Annotated in this window: 17 protein-coding genes, 1 tRNA gene and 2 pseudogenes; 15 read left to right on the top strand and 5 right to left on the bottom strand. The window is 62.8% G+C overall.

Annotation, left to right across the window (positions count from 1 at the left end; genetic code table 11):
• Positions 1 to 34: 34 nt before the first annotated feature.
• Complete coding sequence (locus tag HDG39_RS08820) at positions 35 to 796, bottom strand: GntR family transcriptional regulator (RefSeq protein WP_184005090.1); 762 nt, start codon at positions 794 to 796, stop codon at positions 35 to 37.
• Between the two features lie 189 nt (positions 797 to 985).
• Here HDG39_RS08820 and HDG39_RS08815 point away from each other — a divergent pair, with 189 nt between their 5' ends.
• The 4 genes and pseudogenes from HDG39_RS08815 (at position 986) to HDG39_RS08800 (ending at position 4,815) form a co-directional block, all read left to right on the top strand.
• A complete protein-coding gene (locus HDG39_RS08815; protein ID WP_184005088.1) occupies positions 986 to 2,281 on the top strand; it encodes an L-fuconate dehydratase in 1,296 nt (431 codons plus the stop codon).
• A 15-nt stretch (positions 2,282 to 2,296) separates the two neighbouring features.
• A pseudogene (locus tag HDG39_RS08810) lies at positions 2,297 to 2,494 on the top strand (RidA family protein); the annotation flags it as partial.
• Between the two features lie 27 nt (positions 2,495 to 2,521).
• Positions 2,522 to 3,718, top strand: a complete 1,197-nt coding sequence (locus HDG39_RS08805) for an aminotransferase class V-fold PLP-dependent enzyme (protein ID WP_184005086.1) — start codon at positions 2,522 to 2,524, stop codon at positions 3,716 to 3,718.
• A 77-nt stretch (positions 3,719 to 3,795) separates the two neighbouring features.
• Positions 3,796 to 4,815, top strand: coding sequence for a D-cysteine desulfhydrase family protein (locus HDG39_RS08800; RefSeq protein ID WP_184005084.1), 1,020 nt, complete (start codon positions 3,796 to 3,798; stop codon positions 4,813 to 4,815).
• Between the two features lie 93 nt (positions 4,816 to 4,908).
• Here the strand turns inward: HDG39_RS08800 and HDG39_RS08795 are convergent.
• Positions 4,909 to 4,993: transfer RNA gene (locus tag HDG39_RS08795), tRNA-Leu, on the bottom strand.
• A 265-nt stretch (positions 4,994 to 5,258) separates the two neighbouring features.
• Here HDG39_RS08795 and HDG39_RS08790 point away from each other — a divergent pair.
• Positions 5,259 to 5,456, top strand: a complete 198-nt coding sequence (locus HDG39_RS08790; protein ID WP_184005082.1) for a hypothetical protein — start codon at positions 5,259 to 5,261, stop codon at positions 5,454 to 5,456.
• Positions 5,457 to 5,505: 49 nt separating this feature from the next.
• Positions 5,506 to 6,163: pseudogene (gene yfcF / locus HDG39_RS08785) on the top strand (glutathione transferase).
• Between the two features lie 108 nt (positions 6,164 to 6,271).
• On the opposite strand, the gene HDG39_RS08780 reads toward yfcF, so the two are convergent.
• Entirely contained in the window at positions 6,272 to 6,430 is a 159-nt protein-coding gene (locus tag HDG39_RS08780; RefSeq protein WP_184005080.1) for a hypothetical protein, read from the bottom strand.
• 319 nt (positions 6,431 to 6,749) lie between these two features.
• Here HDG39_RS08780 and HDG39_RS08775 point away from each other — a divergent pair, with 319 nt between their 5' ends.
• The gene (locus HDG39_RS08775) at positions 6,750 to 7,466 is read left to right on the top strand and encodes a cytochrome c oxidase assembly protein (RefSeq protein ID WP_260327612.1); all 717 of its coding nucleotides are present in this window, start codon (positions 6,750 to 6,752) and stop codon (positions 7,464 to 7,466) included.
• On the top strand, positions 7,463 to 7,975 hold the full coding sequence (locus HDG39_RS08770; RefSeq protein WP_184005078.1) for a HemJ family protein: 513 nt from the start codon (positions 7,463 to 7,465) through the stop codon (positions 7,973 to 7,975). The genes HDG39_RS08775 and HDG39_RS08770 overlap by 4 nt, the downstream gene beginning before the upstream one ends.
• Here the strand turns inward: HDG39_RS08770 and HDG39_RS08765 are convergent.
• Positions 7,939 to 8,451, bottom strand: a complete 513-nt coding sequence (locus HDG39_RS08765) for a DUF2231 domain-containing protein (protein ID WP_018423778.1) — start codon at positions 8,449 to 8,451, stop codon at positions 7,939 to 7,941. The genes HDG39_RS08770 and HDG39_RS08765 overlap by 37 nt on opposite strands.
• Before the next feature lie 87 nt (positions 8,452 to 8,538).
• Between HDG39_RS08765 and coxB the strand changes: the two genes are divergently transcribed.
• From coxB to HDG39_RS08735, 6 genes are all read left to right on the top strand, one after another.
• Positions 8,539 to 9,189: a cytochrome c oxidase subunit II gene (gene coxB, locus HDG39_RS08760; RefSeq protein WP_260327610.1), complete on the top strand. Its 651-nt coding sequence runs from the start codon at positions 8,539 to 8,541 to the stop codon at positions 9,187 to 9,189.
• Complete coding sequence (gene ctaD, locus HDG39_RS08755; RefSeq protein ID WP_184005074.1) at positions 9,186 to 11,723, top strand: cytochrome c oxidase subunit I; 2,538 nt, start codon at positions 9,186 to 9,188, stop codon at positions 11,721 to 11,723. The genes coxB and ctaD overlap by 4 nt, the downstream gene beginning before the upstream one ends.
• Positions 11,720 to 12,055 (top strand): hypothetical protein, encoded by a 336-nt coding sequence (locus HDG39_RS08750; protein ID WP_018423781.1) that lies wholly within the window; start codon positions 11,720 to 11,722, stop codon positions 12,053 to 12,055. The genes ctaD and HDG39_RS08750 overlap by 4 nt, the downstream gene beginning before the upstream one ends.
• Positions 12,056 to 12,106: 51 nt before the next feature.
• On the top strand, positions 12,107 to 13,432 hold the full coding sequence (locus tag HDG39_RS08745) for a ferredoxin reductase family protein (protein ID WP_184005072.1): 1,326 nt from the start codon (positions 12,107 to 12,109) through the stop codon (positions 13,430 to 13,432).
• A 177-nt stretch (positions 13,433 to 13,609) separates the two neighbouring features.
• A complete protein-coding gene (locus HDG39_RS08740) occupies positions 13,610 to 14,380 on the top strand; it encodes a tetratricopeptide repeat protein (protein ID WP_184005070.1) in 771 nt (256 codons plus the stop codon).
• A gap of 20 nt (positions 14,381 to 14,400) precedes the next feature.
• The gene (locus HDG39_RS08735; RefSeq protein ID WP_184005068.1) at positions 14,401 to 15,099 is read left to right on the top strand and encodes a hypothetical protein; all 699 of its coding nucleotides are present in this window, start codon (positions 14,401 to 14,403) and stop codon (positions 15,097 to 15,099) included.
• A gap of 342 nt (positions 15,100 to 15,441) precedes the next feature.
• Here HDG39_RS08735 and HDG39_RS34960 read toward each other — a convergent pair whose 3' ends face one another.
• Positions 15,442 to 15,702: a hypothetical protein gene (locus HDG39_RS34960; protein ID WP_260327608.1), complete on the bottom strand. Its 261-nt coding sequence runs from the start codon at positions 15,700 to 15,702 to the stop codon at positions 15,442 to 15,444.
• Between the two features lie 22 nt (positions 15,703 to 15,724).
• Between HDG39_RS34960 and HDG39_RS08730 the strand changes: the two genes are divergently transcribed.
• Positions 15,725 to 17,503, top strand: a complete 1,779-nt coding sequence (locus HDG39_RS08730) for an arabinofuranosidase catalytic domain-containing protein (RefSeq protein WP_311665653.1) — start codon at positions 15,725 to 15,727, stop codon at positions 17,501 to 17,503.
• The last annotated feature ends 230 nt before the right edge of the window (positions 17,504 to 17,733 follow it).

The following is a 17,733-nucleotide window of genomic DNA, read 5'->3' as shown; positions in this document are numbered from 1 at the left end:
CGGCTTGAACAACGGCTTTGATTCCAGCTTTCATTCAAGGCGCGAACAGGTCGGGCCGCTCTTTTGCGGACCGGTGCAATTCGGCGACGACCTGGTCGAGATGATCGTGCATCGCTTTCGCGGCCGCATCGCCGTCGCCGGCGCAAAGGGCCTTGAAGATGCTCTCGTGCTCTTCCAGCGTATGCGCGAGCCGTTCTGGACTGGCGAGCAATTGTCTCGCGCGATCCAGCGCATTGCGCGACACCGCGACGATCTCCTTCACGCGCGGCAGCTTCACCGCGTCGAGCAGGATTTCATGGAAAGCCAGATCGAGCGCGTAAAACGTCTGACGTTCGCCACTTCCAGCCAGACTGCGCTGCTGATCGAGATTGCTTGCCAATGCGTCGAGCGTCGCCGTGTCGTGCATCAGCGCGACCCCACGCACCGTCTCGACTTCCAGTGCGCTGCGGATGAACAGATGCTGGCGGATGTCGTCGAGCGCGATGGGTTTGACGCGCGTGCCGCGTTGCGGCAAAACCTCGACGAGACCCGCATGCGCAAGCCTCGCCAACGCGGACGACACAGGAAAGCGCGACACCCCCATCCGTTCGCATACGGCCATCTTGTCGATCATCATGCCGGGTTCCAACGCCAACGTAACAATCGCTTCTCGCAACGCCGCCTCGACCGCGTCGGTCAAACTGCCGCGCTCGCCGCCGCCGACTTTTTGCAGTGCGACATACGGGTCACCGGCGGCATTCCCAAGTTCGGTCGAGGAATTCACGAAGGCCTTGATTTCGAAAAGACATGCTAGCATGCTAGAAAGTGAATGCCGTGTTGTCAACGCGTATAAATGCCTGGGAATACCTAGGGATGCCTGGTATCTGGGAGTACGGACTTACCCCTACGCGTAGCAGGAACGCGCACACAGAGAACGTGCGCGCGAAACCGATCCGTCTGCGTCCGCAGACGACAAGCCGATAGCCATAGCCCGGAGGGTGCGCAGATGACAACGATCACAAGGCTGTCCGTTCGGGACATCCGGTTTCCCACCTCACGTTCGCTGGACGGCTCCGACGCGATGAATGCCGCGCCGGACTACTCCGCCACTTACGTCACGCTCGAAACCGACACGCCGAATCTCACCGGCCACGGCCTCACGTTCACGATTGGCCGCGGCAATGAAATCTGCGTGACTGCCGTGAATGCACTCACGCCGTTGATCGTCGGCAAGAAGCTCGAAGATATCGCCGCGAATATGGGCGCTTTCTGGCGCGCATTTACTTCGGATAGCCAACTGCGCTGGATCGGCCCGGACAAAGGTGCGATTCATCTTGCCACCGCGGCGGTCGTCAACGCGGTGTGGGACCTGTGGGCGAAATCCGTCGGCAAGCCGGTCTGGAAGCTGCTGGTCGACATGAGCCCGGAAGAACTCGTGCGCTGCCTCGACTTTCGCTACGTCCCTGATGCAATCACGCCGCACGAAGCAGTCGCGATGCTGCATCGTCATGCGAAGACCAAGGGCGAGCGTGAAAAGGAAATGCTCGCGCACGGCTATCCGGCCTATACGACATCGGCGGGCTGGCTCGGTTACGACGACGACAAGATTCGCCGTCTCGCGCGTGAAGGCGTCGCGCAGGGATGGACGCATTTCAAGCAGAAGGTCGGCGGCAATCTGGAGGAAGACGTACGGCGCGCGCGCATTCTGCGCGAAGAGATCGGCGAGAACCGGAAGCTGATGATGGACGCGAACCAGGTGTGGGACGTCGATGAGGCGATCGCGAACATGCGCCGTCTGGCCGAGTTCGACCCGTGGTGGATCGAGGAGCCCACGAGTCCCGACGATATCCTCGGTCATGCGGCGATTCGCCGGCGGCTCGGTTCGATTGGCGTCGCAACCGGCGAGCATTGCCACAATCGCGTGATGTTCAAGCAACTGCTGCAGGCGCAAGCCATCGACTTCTGCCAGATCGACAGTTGCCGGCTCGGCGGACTCAACGAAGTGATCGTCGTACTGCTGATGGCCGCGAAGTTCGGTGTGCCGGTGTGCCCGCATGCAGGTGGTGTCGGCTTGTGCGAGTACGTGCAGCATATTTCGCTGTTCGACTATATCTGCGTGTCGGCGTCGCTCGAGAATCGCGTGCTCGAATACGTCGATCATTTGCACGAGCATTTCGTGGATCCCGTGGTGATCCGCAACGGGCACTATATGCCGCCGCAAAGGGCCGGGTATAGCATCGAGATGCTGGAAGGGACACTGGACAGGTACTGGTATCCGGAAGGAGAAGCGTGGCAGGCATGATGCTGGAGGGTAAGGGTTGGTGTCGTCGCGCAGATCGGCGCAGCAACGGGCGACCGGCTCGAGCGCGTGGCACGCATCGTGCGCCTGAACGTGTTCATCGCGAGCACGCCGGCATTCCGTGCTCAAAGCACGGTTGCCAATGGCGCGTCGGATGTGATGGCGCAGATCTTCGCCGTCGAAGTCGAAGCGGTTGTCGCCTTGAAGAACGTCTGAATTCAACTCATACACTCGGAGCCACCAATGTCTTCTCCGCTGTCTCCCGCTGTCATCGACGCAATACGTGCCCGCACACCCGGTGTTCGCAGTACCACGCACTTCAATCATGCGGGCGCGTCGCTGCCGTCGGCCGCCACGCTCGAAGCGATTCACGCGCATCTGTTGCGCGAAGCCTCGATGGGACCCATGGAAGCGGGCGCGACCGCCCGCGAACAGACCGAACGGGCGCGCACGCTCGCCGCGCGACTGCTGAACGCTCAGCCCGCCGAGATCGCGTTGACGAAGGGCAACTCGCCGGGCTGGGGCGCTGCTTTCGCGGCATTGGGTTCGTGGCGCGAGGGGCAACGCATCCTCGTTGCGCGGCACGAATGGGGCGGCAACCTCGCGACGATGCGTCTTCTGGCGCAACGCGCGGGCGCATCGATAGAGACGATTCCTTCCGATGAGAGCGGCAGGGTCGATCCTCGCGCGCTCGAAGCGATGCTCGACGACCGGGTCCGACTGATTGCGCTGACGTGGCTGCCGGCCAATGGCGGACTGATCAATCCGGCCGCCGCGATTGGGCAGATAGCACGCCGTCACGGCATTCCGTATTTCATCGATGCGGCGCAGGCCGTCGGACAGCTTCCGATCGACGTCGACGAAGTCGGCTGCGATGTGCTGGCCGGCGCGGGCCGCAAGGCACTGCGCGGACCGCGCGGCACCGGGCTGCTATACGTCCGGCGGGATTTTCTGCCCCGCTTGACGCCAGCCTTCGTCGACACGTATTCCGCCCCGCTCGACGCCAATGGCGACCCTGTACTGCGCGACGATGCCGCGCGTTTCGAATCATCGGAAGCGTCGCTTGCACTGCATTGCGGATTGGCGAATGCATTGGACGAAGCGCTGGAAATCGGCATCGACAACATCCGCGCGCAGATCGATCGGACCGCGCAGACATTGCGCCAGCGGTTGGCCGCGATGGAGGGCGTGTGGGTGCTCGACCAGGGTGTCGAACGATCAGGTCTGGTGTCGTTCAACGTCGCCGGACTCGATGCCATGTCGGTGCGACGCGCGTTGGCGACACAGGGCATCACGATCGGCTCGAATGGCGTCGCGTACACGCCGTTCGATATGACTAGCAGAGGGCTGACACAGATCGCGCGCGCATCGGTCAGCTATCTGACCACCGACGCCGAAGTTGATAAATTACTGGCTGGGATACGGACGTTGACGCATTGAGCACTCGGTCAAAGAGAACTTTGCTTCAGTCAAATGAATAGAAACGTCTCTTTCAACTCAATCGCGCGCACACGACCATGAACTCCGCCTCATCGCACCGCCTCGATTTATCAAAGTTTCCGCGCCATGCGCTTCTCGAAGGCCCGACGCCAATTCAGCACCTTGCGCGTCTGAGCGCTCGCCTCGGCGGGGCGGACATTTACGTCAAAAGAGAAGATCTGACGGGACTAGGTGGCGGCGGCAACAAGTTGCGCAAGCTCGAATTCCTGATTGGCGAAGCGCTCGCGCGCGGCGCGGACACCATCGTTACCGTCGGCGCGCGGCAATCGAATCATGCGCGCCTCACGGCGGCCGCGGCGGCTCGCATCGGACTTCGATGCGAGCTGGTGCTGACGAGAACCGTGCCACGTTTCGACCACGACTACATGGAGAACGGCAACGTGCTGCTCGATGCGCTATTCGATGCGCGCGTGCATGATCTTCCCGGCACGGTGAACGCATTGCAATTCGCGGAGGAACGCGCGAACGAGTTGCGAGCGCAGGGCCGTAACGTCTATGTGTGTCCGCTGGGCGGTTCGAGCCCGGTCGGTTGTCTCGGCTACGCGGACTGCGCAGCTGAAATCGTCGCGCAATCGCAAGCGCAAAACGTGGCCTTCGATCGCGTCGTGGTGCCGAATGGAAGCGGCGGCATGCATGCGGGGCTGGTCGCGGGTTTCGTTGCGCTGGGCCTGGATCCGTCGCGTGTTGCCGCATTCACGGTGTATGGGAATGCTGGCCACGCGCGCACGGTTACTTTGGATAAGGCGAATCAGACGGTCCGACTGATCGACCCAGGCCTAAGCGTGAGTGATGACGCGATCTCGATCGACGAAGCGCAGCTCGGACCCGGCTATGGCATTCCAACCGATAACATGCGCGCGGCTGTTCGGCTGATGGCATCGACGGAAGGTCTGTTGCTCGATCCCGTGTATAGCGGCAAAGCATTTGCGGGTCTTGTGGAAAACGTGAGCAACGGGAAGTACCGTGCCGGACAGAAAATTCTATTCGTGATGAGCGGCGGGCTTCCGGGGCTATTTGCCTATCGGAACGAGTTCTGAGCGCAGAAGCGGAGACAACGCGATGGTCTGATACGGCCGCCGTTGTCTGAAGGAAGCGCGAAGCGCTTGAAGATTCGAATCGACGATTCGAAATGGTGCCCAGGGCGGGATTTGAACCCACACGCCTTTCGGCGCTACCCCCTCAAGATAGTGCGTCTACCAATTTCGCCACCTGGGCAGAGGGGCGCCATTGTATCAGCCTGATTATTTTTTTGAAGCCCCTCGCGCAATATTGTTCTGCAGTTGCAATACCGGTCGAAAAACCGACGAGGCGTTCACCCCGTATCGCTGCCCGGCGACCGATTCGAGCGCGGCCCGGCGCCTCGCAAGAGCTCGTAAGGTCTGACGCTTGTGGGCCGCTACTCGGGTGAATGCGACAAATGGTGGGCCGCTATGCTCGTACGCTGATGCGCTGAAAGAGCGCCCTTCACGGCGAACATATCATGTCACCACGACGCACATCTTCTTCGCGACTTCGGTATCGTCTTTTTCTCGCGTCGCTGCTGACGTCGATAACGCTGCTGCAGGGTTGCGCAACGACGGCGGAGAACCTTGCCCTAGGGTTTGGTCTCGGCGCGGTCGGCACCGTGTCGGCGTTAGGCTGCCTGCTCGCCTGCGAGATGGCCAATCCGCACTGGTGAAAGGCTGCACGGCGCGCGACGAGCAGCTAGTATTCGAAGCTCGACATCGATGACTAACGAAAACGGAGCCCCTGTGGCACACCCGCCCTTCCACCTCTACACCGACGCCCAATTCGCAAGCCCCCTACGCGATGTCCGTCTTCGTGACGCTTCGCGAGAAGCGCTTGCCGTTCGACCTTTCGACCGTCGATCTCGCGAACAAGGCGAATCACGCCACCGACTATGCGGCCCGCTCATTGACGCGGCGCGTGCCGACCCTGATACACGAAGACTTTGCGTTATCCGAGTCGTCGGCGATCACCGAGTACCTCGAAGAGACTTTCCCGGACACCCTGGTCTATCCTCAAGATCGGCGTCTGCGCGCGCGAGCGCGCCAGCTGCAGGCCTGGCTGCGCAGCGATCTGCTACCGGTTCGCCAGGAGCGTTCCACCGAAGTCATTTTCTACGGATCGCGCGGCGGCCCGCTTTCCGCCAGCGCACAAGAAGCGGCACAAAAACTCTTCGCCGCCGCCGATGCATTGCTTGCGGCCAACTCGCCAAATCTGTTCGGCGAATGGTGCATCGCGGATACGGACCTCGCATTGATGCTCAATCGCCTCGTGCTGAACGGCGATCCCGTTCCGCACAAGCTCAACGAGTACGCCACGCAACAATGGCAGCGCAGCAGCGTGCAGCAGTGGGTCCAACTGGAGCGTCCACCGCTATAAAATCGACCGGCGTGGCTGCCGCCACGCCGAAAAGCCGTCGATAGAAGTAACAAAGACCAGCAAGATAGCTGAATACGAAAGTCTTAAAAGATGCGCTAAAAGCGAATATTACATTCGCGTTTTATCAGAGCTTCGCTGCTCCGCCATGGCGCGATTCCGCGCCCGCTCCCTTTGCTGCCTCGCGCGTACGATGCTGACAACGATCAGCACGATCGCAAGCAATGTCAATTCGATCATTGCGGGAATTCGGATGGGATCATGAAACATGGCGGGCCTCCGTCACATGATTTCATCATAGTACGCCGGGCAGGTCAGCCTGAAGTATTGCGCCGCACCATTGCAATCTTACCGTCGCCATTAACCGGCTTTTATCCGGCCGGCAAAAGCCTCGAGTGACAAATTGAAAACATTCTGTCACGCAAAAACTTACGCGACTCAGATAGCCGTCCCTAAACAGTTTATTTGCGCTAGAGTACGTGAGCGATCAGTTGGATCGTGAGCCGTCCCGACAATTCGAAGGCGTTATCTGTCACGCGTTTGCTTGCGTGTACTGAAGAAGCACCTGGACTCGTTGAAGACATCGCCCATGCCATATTTTCCTGTCGCCTACTGTGGTCCCGCGGCTGTCCCTGAAAGCTTGTGGCTGCGCTGGAATACGGATCCGCCATTGCTCGTCGCGCTCGCATGGTTCGTGGCCAGCAACCGCTCGGCGAATGCACGGGCGGGATGGGGCGCCGTCGCATTGATGGCCCTCGTGTTCGTGTCGCCGCTCTGCGCGTTGTCCTCGGCATTGTTCTCCGCACGCGTCACTCATCACGTCATCCTGATCGCTGCAGTAGCTCCATTGCTCGCCCTCGCGTTTCCGCTGCCGCGCCTCGCGCATCCGCCGCTCGTGCCGGTGGTCGCCGCTCATGCGGTGATCATCTGGCTGTGGCATGCGCCGGGGCCTTATGCGTGGGGACTCGCGACGGTACCCGGCTACTGGCTGATGCAGATTACCTTGCTTGGCAGTGCATGGCTCATGTGGCGCAGCATCTTCTCGCCGTCGCTGCCGACCGGCCCCGCGCTGATGGCGCTCGTCGCGACGATCGGCCATATGGGTTTGCTCGGCGCGTTGATCGTGTTCGCGCCGGTGCCGCTCTACGTCGCGCACTTCGCGACCACCGCCGCGTGGGGGCTCACCCCGCTCGCCGACCAGCAACTCGCCGGACTGTTGATGTGGGTACTGGCGATGATCCCTTATCTCGCGGCAGGACTTTCGCTCGTCTGGTCAAGCCTGCGCGTCAGAGAGCCCGCGCTGTGACGACCCTGCTGAAGTTCATTCACCTGGCCGCGATCGCCGTCTGGTCGGGCGGATTGATCGTGCTGCCGTATCTGTTCTGGCAGCGCCGCGGGCTCGCGGCGGGCACCGAACTCGACCGGCTGCACCGCATCACGCGTCTCGTATTCGTGGAGTTGACCTCGCCCGCCGCTTTCGTCGCGATTGCGAGCGGCACCGTACTGATTTTTCTGCAGGCCACCTTCGTCGAATGGTTCACCGCGAAGATGGTGTTCGTCGGCATCATGGCGATGCTGCATGTGCTGGCCGGCCTCGTACTGCACGATCTGTATCTGCCCGACGGCAGGTTCAGCCGTGCCTCGGCGATCGCGCTGACCAGCGCTTATCTGATCGTGATCGTCGCGATCATCTGGATCGTGCTGGCCAAGCCTCACATCGACTCGAACCTGCTGGCCCCGCATCTGTTCGAGCCCGGTGGACTTGGCCGCTGGCTGCATCACTCCTTCGGCGAAACGAGAATTCCGACGCCATGATCGAACACGAGCTTGCCCCCATGCCAGCCGGCGAAGCCCGTCATCACCGAGCTGAGCGCCGACAGCACGAGCCCATGCGGCAGGATCTCATCGGGGTAGTAAAGGCGCACGCCCCAGTTCGCACCCGCGAGCGCGACGAGCGTCATCGCGGCGACCGCATGCGACCAGCTCGCTTCCTTCAGGCGGATACCGCGCACCAGCAGCAGCTCGGCGGTACCAACCACGCTCGCAGCCACGCCGCTCCAGAACGCGAAACCGGCGGCCCACAGGCCGGCGCGAATCCAGAACGGGTCGCCCGTCCACCAGTAGATTACGTCGACGCCCAACGTCGCGACGACGAACGCGATCGGAAAATGCACCATCATCACGTGAATCGGATGACCGACGAGCGCCACCACCGACCCCTTGTCGAGCCGCAACAGCTCGAGCATCACTTCGCTTCGCGTCTCGTTTCCAGCATTGCCTTTGTTTGCCATGGTGATGTGCCCTCGCATCGGATGCCTGGTGGTGCAAACCATCATAGCTGCTTGCGCCTGGCCGTCCAAGCAGGATCGCTCGCCGCGTTGTCCGGCTGCACCGGGCCGCTCTCGACGCTCGAGCCATCGGGTCCGGCCGCCGCATCGATCGCCGGGCTGTGGTGGGTGATGCTGGCGGGCGCCGCGGTCCTGTTCGCGATGGTCCTCGTACTATTTCTGATGACGGTCTTCCGGCCCGGCTGGGGCTCGCACGTTTCGCCCGGTCGCTGGATCGTGCTCGGTGGTCTCGTGCTGCCGGCAGTGATCCTGATCCCGTTGATCTGCTACGCGCTGTACGCGGGTGAGTTGCTGCTGCCGCTGCGCGCGCATGCGCCCGCGCGCATCGAGGCGATCGCGCAGCAATGGCGCTGGACCTTCCGCTATCCGGAACTCGGCAACGTCGAAACCGGGAACGTGCTGCATCTGCCCGCGGGCGCGCCGGTCGACATCGCCGTGACCAGCATGGACGTCGTGCACGCATTCTGGATTCCGCGCTTCGCGGGCAAGATCGACGCGGTCCCTGGCCACCACAACCTGCTGCGTATCCAGGCCGATCAGCCCGGCCAGTACGCCGGACAATGCAACCAGTTTTGCGGCATCGGTCATGCGGGGATGCACTTCACCGTGATCGTCGATCGTCCGGAAGATTTTCCGGCTGCTGTCAAAAACGCCGCCGCCAACGGGGAGGTGAAGAAATGAGTGTGCCCGTCGAGCCGCCATCACAGGGCATCAACGCGCTGCGGCTGCATCGCCAGCTTGCCGCGATCTGGGCCACCGGGCCGGGCGTGCAGAGACTTACCTCGGTCAACCATACCGTCCTCGGCTTGCGCATCATGATCACGTCGTTCGTGTTCTTCGCGATCGCGGGGATTCTCGGCATGCTCACGCGCGTGCAGCTCGCGACGCCGCATGCGGCCTTCATGGATGTGGAGACCTATAACCAGGTCTTCACGATGCATGGATCGATGATGCTATTCCTGTTTGCGATCCCGATGGTGGAAAGCTTCGCGGTCTACCTGGTGCCGAAGTTTCTCGGCGCGCGCGACCTCGCGTTTCCACGGCTGACCGCTTACGGCTACTGGTGCTATCTGTTCGGCGGCACGATCCTGACCGTGTCGCTGATCCTGCACTCCGCGCCGGACGGCGGCTGGTTCATGTACACGCCGCTCAGCTCGAACGTCTACACGCCGGGTCTCAATGCCGATGTCTGGCTGCTTGGCATCACGTTCGTAGAGATTTCAGCGCTTTCGCTCGCGGTGGAACTCACCGTCTCGATCCTCAAGATACGCGCGCCCGGCATGTCGATCGATCGCATGCCGATCTTCGCGTGGTACATCCTCGTCACCGCGATGATGATGATCGTCGCGTTTCCGCCGCTGATTCTCGGCTCGATCCTGCTCGAGGTGGAGCGCGCGTTCAACCTGCCGTTCTTCGATCCGACGCGCGGCGGCGATCCGCTGCTGTGGCAGCATCTGTTCTGGCTGTTCGGCCACCCGGACGTGTACATCATCTTCCTGCCGATGGCCGGCGTGCTGTCGACGATGATCCCCGTGTTCGCGCGCCGCAAGCTCGTCGGCTATCGCACGATCGTCGTCGCGATCATCGCGCTCGCGTTCCTGAGCTTCGGCATCTGGGTGCACCACATGTTTACGGTGGGCATCCCACATCTGGCGCTCGCGTTCTTCTCGGCGGGCTCGGCGATCGTCGCGGTGCCCACCGCGATCCAGTTCTTCGCGTGGCTCGCCACGCTGTCGCACGGCCGCCCGCGCTGGGACGTGCCGATGCTGTACATCTTCGGCTTCTTCTTCGTGTTCACGTGCGGCGGGCTGACCGGCGTGATGCTCGCGATCGTGCCGTTCGACTGGCAGGCGCACGACACCTATTTCGTCGTCGCGCACATGCACTACGTGGTGGCCGGCGCGCTCGCGTTTCCGATGCTCGCGGCGTTCTATTACTGGTTGCCGCTGCTGACCGGGCGCACCGCCGTGCATAAACTTTCGGTGGCGGCGTTCTGGCTCGTGTTCATCGGCTTCAACATGACGTTCTTCCTGATGCACCTGACCGGCCTGCTAGGCATGCCGCGGCGCGTCTTCACCTATAGCGGCGACGAAGGCTGGAACTGGCTCAATCTGCTGTCGTCGGTGGGCAGCTTCGTGATGACGATCGGCTTCGCGCTCGTCGTGATCGACATCGTCGTGCAATTGCGTTACGGCCAACGCGTGCGACGTAACCCGTGGCAATCGACCACGCTCGAATGGGCGATGCCGATTCCGCCCGCGCCGTACGCATTCGCGTCGATCCCGCACATGGACGCCGAAACCGAAAAGGTGCCCCCGGGCCAGCTAGCGACCTCTCTGGCGCGCGGCGAGGGTTACCTCGGTTTCACGCGCAACGGCTGGCAGGAGACGCTAGGCGTGCATATGACATCGGGCGAGCCCGAACAGCTGATCGTGCTGCCGAACTCGACGTATCTGCCGCTCGTCACCGCGCTCATGACCGCCGCGGCGGTGCTCGCGATGCTGTTCAAGTTCTATCTGCTGTCGGTCGCGTTCGCGTTCGTCACGTTTGGCCTCTTCATCTTCGCGGGCCAGAGCGCGGGGCACGCGCGCGATTACGGCGCGCTGCCGGTCGGCCGCGGCGTCAGCGTGCCGCCGCATACCGAGGTCGCCGGTTCTCCGTCATGGCTTTCGATGATCTGCGCGCTAGTCGCGAACAGCACGCTGTTCACCTCGCTGATCTTCGGCACGTTCTATCTGTGGATTGCCGCGCCGAACTGGCCGGCAGCCGTGACGCCGCATCCGAACCGCGTGCTCGCGCTCGTCGCGGCCGTCGCGCTCGCGGTGGCCGCAGCCGCCACGCGTGGCTCGTTGCGCGCGGCCGCCGCCGAGCGCAAACCGCACGGCACGATCGGGCTGAGCGCGATCGCGCTGATCGTCGCGCTCATCGCCTGCGTGATGCTGATCAACGGCGTGACACCGAATCCGCGCGAGCATGCGCTCGGCGCGACGGCCGCGGCGCTGCTCACGTACATCGCAGCTCACGCGGGCGTCGGGTTGTTGTTCCTCATCAGCAACGTGCTGCGCGTCGGCGCGGGCTTCGTTTCCGCGCGACGCCTGACCGATCTGCGCCTCACCCGCCTGTGGGTCGATTACACGCTGGCGACGGGCATCATCGCGCTTGGACTCGTGCTCGCGCTGCCGAGCCTCGTCGCCGTGCTGGGAGCCAGACCATGAATGCGCGTCCGCTTTCGCCGCGGCGGCTGTGGTGGCTCGCCGTCGGCTTCACGATCTGGTGTCTCGCGTTCGTGATCCTGTATGCGCTGCACGCGATTGGCTGCGCGTTCGCGTGGCCCACCGGCCCGCTGCGCGCGAGTCTCGCGATCATTCTGCTGCTGCATCTGATCGCGATCGGCTGGCTATGGCGCTATCGCGCCGCGACCCGCGACCCTGGTCCCGAACGCATCAGCTCGTTCATGCATACCGTCGTCGTCTGGACCCTGATCGCGGCGCTGGTCGCGACCGTGATTACGTTCGGGCCCGCGCTGCTGCTCACCACCTGCGTCTGAACGCGGACTGAGCGCGAGCGGGACCGCCGCACCCGGCATGGAGAAGCACCGATGCAGTCTCGAGATCTCGTGCGCAAGGCCGTCTGGTCGGTCATCTATCTACTGTTCATTCTCGCGCCGCTGTTTGCGCTGCTGACCGGCACGCTCCCGCCCGCGCGCAACTTCGGCACCGAGTTCTCGGTGGCGCTCGGCTATTCCGGACTCGCGATGATGGGCCTGCAATTCGGCCTCACCGCGCGCTTTCGTCACGTGACCGAGCCGTGGGGCGAGGACGTTATCTATCATTTCCATCGACACGTGTCGCTGCTCGCGGTCAGCCTGGTCGTCGTGCATCCGCTGATCTTGTTCGCGATCCGCTCCGACAAGGTCGCGATGCCCGACTCGCTGCTCGAAGTCCCGTGGGGTGCGTGGTTCGCGTTCCTGTCGATCGGCTCGGTGATCGTGCTGGTGATCACCGCGCTATGGCGCAAGCAATTGAAGATTCGTTACGAGCTGTGGCATCTGTCGCATATCGGGCTCGCGCTCGTCGCGATCTTCGGCGGCGTGCTGCATATGATCGGCTGGGGGTTCTATCTGACCGATCCGTTCAAGCGCACGCTGTGGATCTGCATGACAGTATTCTGGGTAGCGCTGCTGCTGTACGTGCGTCTGTTCAAGCCGCTCTTCATGATCAGGCGTCCGTACCGGATCGCGGAAGTGCGCGCCGAACGCGGCGACACGACGACACTCGTTATGCAGCCCGACGGCCACGCTGGCTTTCGCTTCAAGCCCGGCCAGTTCGGCTGGCTCAACGTGTGGGGCAGCCCGTTCAGGATCACCGGACACCCCTTTTCGTTCTCGTCGAGCGCCGAGGCCGCGAACGGCCGCGTCGAAATGACGATCCGCAATCTCGGCGATTTCACGAGCCAGGTGAAGACGATCGAAACAGGTCGGCGTGTGTATCTGGACGGACCGTATGGCGCGTTCACGATCGGGCATCCGACCGACATGCACGTGCTGATCGCGGGCGGTATCGGCATTACGCCGATGATGAGCATGATCCGCTCGCTCGCCGATCGCGGCGACCAACGTCCGCTCGTGCTACTGTACAGCGGCAAGACTTGGGACTCACTGACTTTCCGCGAGGAGCTCGATGCGCTGAAAGCGCGGCTCGATCTGCGCATCGTCTATGTGCTGTCGGACCCGCCCGAAGGCTGGAGCGGGGAAGTCGGGCGCATCGACGCCGCGATGTTCCGGCGACATCTCCCGCCCGAGTTCGCCGATCACGAGTATTTCATCTGCGGCCCGGACTCCATGATGGATGCGATCGAAACGGCGCTCGGCGAAATGAAAGTGCCGCGCATCCGCTACCATTCCGAACGCTACAGTTTCGTCTAGGAGACTTGCGATGCGCCGACTGTTGGCCAACCGTCTCGTCATTGCCACCGGCGTGATCGTCGTGGCGTTGTCGCTTCTATTCGCGTATCTGCGGGTCGGTTCGCTGCATTAGGGGCCCGGTTACGCCAATGACGGGCTCGCGGCGCGCTTTTCCTCATGCTCGAAGGTTGAATCGATATGCCCTACTTTTTTGGAATTGGTCTTCACGTTTTCATCGCGATCTTTTTCGCCGTCCACGCGCTGCGCAATAACCAGGGCATCTACTGGCTATTCATTCTGTTTGCTTTTCCGCTGCTCGGCAGTGTCGTGTACTTCTTCGCGATCTATCTGCCGAGTCTGCGCCACTCGCGCGGCGCGCGGGTGGCCACGCAGGCGATCACGCAATTTGTCGATCCGAATCGCGCGCTGCGTGAAGCGCGCGCCGATTTCAACCGCGCGCCGACCGTGCAGCATCGGATGCGGCTCGGCGAGGCCTTGCTCGCGGCCGGCAATCCGCGCGAAGCGCTCGAACATTTCCAGGCCGCGGCGAACGGCCCATTCGCGAACGATCCCGCGCTGCTGCTCGGTCTCGCGCGCTCGCAGTTCGCGCTCGGCGACTACCCGGCCGCCGATGCGACGTTGGGGAATCTGTTCTCGGTCAATCCGCGGGCACGCAACCAGGGCGAGCCGGCGCTGCTGTACGCGCGCACGCTGGCCGCGCTGAATGCGCCGGGCGCACGCGCGGCATTCGAACAGGCGCTGACCTGCGCGAACGACGTCGCGCCGCGCTGCCTGTTTGCCGACTGGCTCGCCGCACAACCCGAAGATGCGGACCGCCGCCGCGCCGGCGCGCTGTATGCCGAAATCGTGCAGGATGCCAAACATTGGCCACGTCACGCGCGCGAGCATAATCGCGAGTGGCTGCAACGGGCGCAGGCTGCATTGTCGGCGGGTGCGGCTCGAACCTGAGCATGCCGAGGAGAGCATCGATGCGACGTGCGACCCGGTTTCCCGCTTCGGCGCTGTGCGCCGCGATTGCGGCGATTGCATTCGGTGCTGGTGGCGCTTCGACTTCCGCGCAGGCCGCTGGCATGGAGAAACCGTTCGAATGGCCCGCGTCGTTCGTCGTGCTCGGCGACGGCTATCCGCACTCGGGCGATGTCTGCCGGCGGCTCGGCGAGTCGGCCGCGACCGTGAACTATCTCGACCATACGGCAATGCTGGTCGGCTGTCCGGGCTCGCGCGACAGCGCCGCCGTGCGCGCGATCGTCGGGCATCAGCGGCATGCGCGCGTGGTTGGCGAAGCGGATGGCGTGACGCTGATTTCGATTTCGACTGAAAACGCTCAGGCCGGCTCGCAGAACGGCCACGGGCCCGTGAAGGAATCGCCGATCAGCGCGAGCGGCACGTTGCCGTGCGAGCGCGGCAACGGACAGACCAAAACGATGTGCAAGTTCGGCGTAGTGCATCACGGCGATCGATCGACTACGGTCGTGGTCTACTGGCCCGATGGCGCCACGCGGGCGATTTTCTTTGGCGTCGACGGTCGCGTATTGGGTACGGCCGCGTCCGCGAGCGATCGGCCGATGCCCGGCGACACGCTGACGCGCAAGCATGCCGGCATCAATCTGATCTCGGTTGGCAATGAGCGCTACGAAGTCGAGGACACGGTTCTGTCCGGCGGTTGAATTGCATTGAAGCACATCGGCGCAAGCCATCCGCGGTCGAACGCCTGATTCGACGCGCGTCACGTTCACTTCTATCCCCTTCGCTTCATACCCTCGCGCAGACCAGCATGCAGCATGTCGCATGTCGCGCCGGACAAAATATTAGTAATAATCCAACCAAGACGCTAGCTTATGCGGAATACGTAGCCGCACATAGCTCGGATTCTTTCATTTTCATCCAACTCGCATGGGGATTACCCCATGCCGTCAAATCAATATTATTGACTAATATTATTACCTGCCGGAAGTTCGGCGCCGGCCTGCCGGCTGTCTCGATTCTTTATCCAGATCAACTAAGTGTTTTTAACCGATCAGCGGTTCAACAGGAGGGGTCATGATGTCCAGAAGAATGGGATTAGTGGCGGTCTGGCTGGCGATGGCCGTCGGACTTGCCGCGTGCAATGGCGACAATAGCGGCCCGTCGACATCGCCGGTGGCGAACGCGGCCACCTCGAACGCGGCGCCGATCAGCAATGCATCGCAATCGAATTCGAATGCATCGGCGGACAACAAGGCGACGACGGCTATCCCACTGCCCTGCGACGCCGCCGCCGCGGCCAACACGCCCTGCTCCGCAGCGCACAGCGTGACCCGACTGCTGACGAAGAACTACACGGGCCCGCTGTTCCAGATTCAACGCGCGTCCGACAACACGACGCTCGACGTCTATCCGTACACCAACAGCACGCTGAAGGGCGGCGACCGCTCGCTGGTCGGCTCGGCGAATGTGCAGAGCACGCAATCCTTCTGTAACAACACGACCTGCTCGGTCACCTACATCTACGATCAGATCGATCTGGTCGCGCCGCTGAAAAACGGCGCGTTCGGCAATGTCCCCGCGACGCTGACGCTGAACCAGGACGGCACGGAATCGCTCACCGTACAGAACGGCAGCAATACGACCACCGTGCCGGTCCTCAACGGCTTCGCGACCATCACGCTGCCCGGCACCTCCGGCGCCTTGACCGTCCAGTTGGCGCAACCGCCGACCGCCTTGACCGCGCAGGCGCCGACGCAGCAACTGACGATCGGCAACGACTTGCCCGCGCTTCCCGGCACGCCGGCCAAGCTCGCGTTCGTCGCGACGAACGGCGTACAGATTCCGGCTCTCGGCACGCTGGCCGGCCAGGCCTATCGCAAACGCTTCGGCACCGTAAACCAGTCGATTGGCGATAGCGAAATCGCCGAGTACATGGTGGCCGGCGCGCACTACAGCCAGTCGTCGACCTGCTGCGGCACCTACGGCAACATGGAAAACAGCGCGAATCCGAGCACCTATTCTCACGGCGAAGTGGAAGGAGAAATGTTCGCACTCGCGTTTTCGAACGGCAACGCGGCCGTATTCGGCTATTGCGACGGCAACTCGATCCAGCCGTCGAACGTCAAGGACCCGGTGTGCAATGCGCTCGATACCAACTGGCCGGGCGTCGATGCCGAAGCCGGCGTCTATCTGTATGGTCCGCAGCAGCCGGCGAAGGAGAAGTTCGTGACGGTGCTGTCGAAGTACTCGCCGGTCACCGCGTCGAATCTGTTCGCGGTCAAAGGCGGCTCCGCTTCGCAAGGCGTGTTGACGTCGCTGTACGATCAGGCGCCACCTGAAGCGCTGATCTTCGGCAACGATGCCGGTCACGCATTCAATGGCCAATGGCAAGGCGGTCTGTCGCTCGGCGAAGGCGGCGACGGCAGCGCCGCGCCGATCCAGTTCTTCGAAGGCGCGATCATCACGAAGGCGACGTCCGACATGACCGACAACGCGATCCAGTCGAGCATCGCGAGCTTCTACGGGCCGCCGACCAACGCGGCCGCGTCGGCTTGCTATGCGAACAACCTGATCGACTCGCCGCTCAGTCTCGCGACGCCGGATGCGTGGTTCCAGTCGAACGGCGGCACCGCCGTGCCCGCCACCGACATCTCCGGCGTAAATCGCGGCGCCGCGACGGTCACGAGCACGAACGGTTCGGCCGTGTCGAACATTCACGAAGTGATCCGTGTGCAGGGCGGACAGTCGTACACGTTCACCGACTACGTGCTCGCCACCACCAACGCAACGGTGTTCCCGGGCGGCTCGATCCAGACCGACGACCCGAGCGGCACCGAGTTCGGCTGGGTGCTGAACACCAACACCGGCGCGATCGTGCGCGGCACGTGGGGCGCGGGGCAAGCGACGGCGCTGAGCGCGGTGAAATCCGGCAACTGGTGGAAAGTGACGATGACGCTGACGGCACCGGCGGGATCGGACAACGCGCAGGTATTCATCGATCCGCCGACGTCGAGCAGCGCAGGCGTGCGCTCGCAGCAGGCCGCGTATCTGAGCGCGACGCACTACTGCCCGAGCCTCGCGATCCTGAGCAGCGCGAAGTCGTAAGCACGGTCAGCGCGGCGCAGTTATCGATGATTCGTTGACGCGTCGCGCAATCGAAGGCACACTCGCTCACTATGCAAGCGCTCACGTACCGCCCGACTGCAAGGCATCATCATGCGCATGCCCGTGTGGGACTGCCTGTGGGGACTCGCATACGCATACGCCGCTAGACATCATTCACAGCAACATGCGCCAGAAAGCCCCGCCGGCAACGACGGGGCTTTTTGTTTTCC

This window comes from Paraburkholderia lebeckiae, assembly GCF_014201005.1.
GTDB classification, from domain to species: Bacteria; Pseudomonadota; Gammaproteobacteria; order Burkholderiales; family Burkholderiaceae; genus Paraburkholderia; species Paraburkholderia tuberum.
This window is presented reverse-complemented; position numbering and strand designations above follow the sequence as displayed.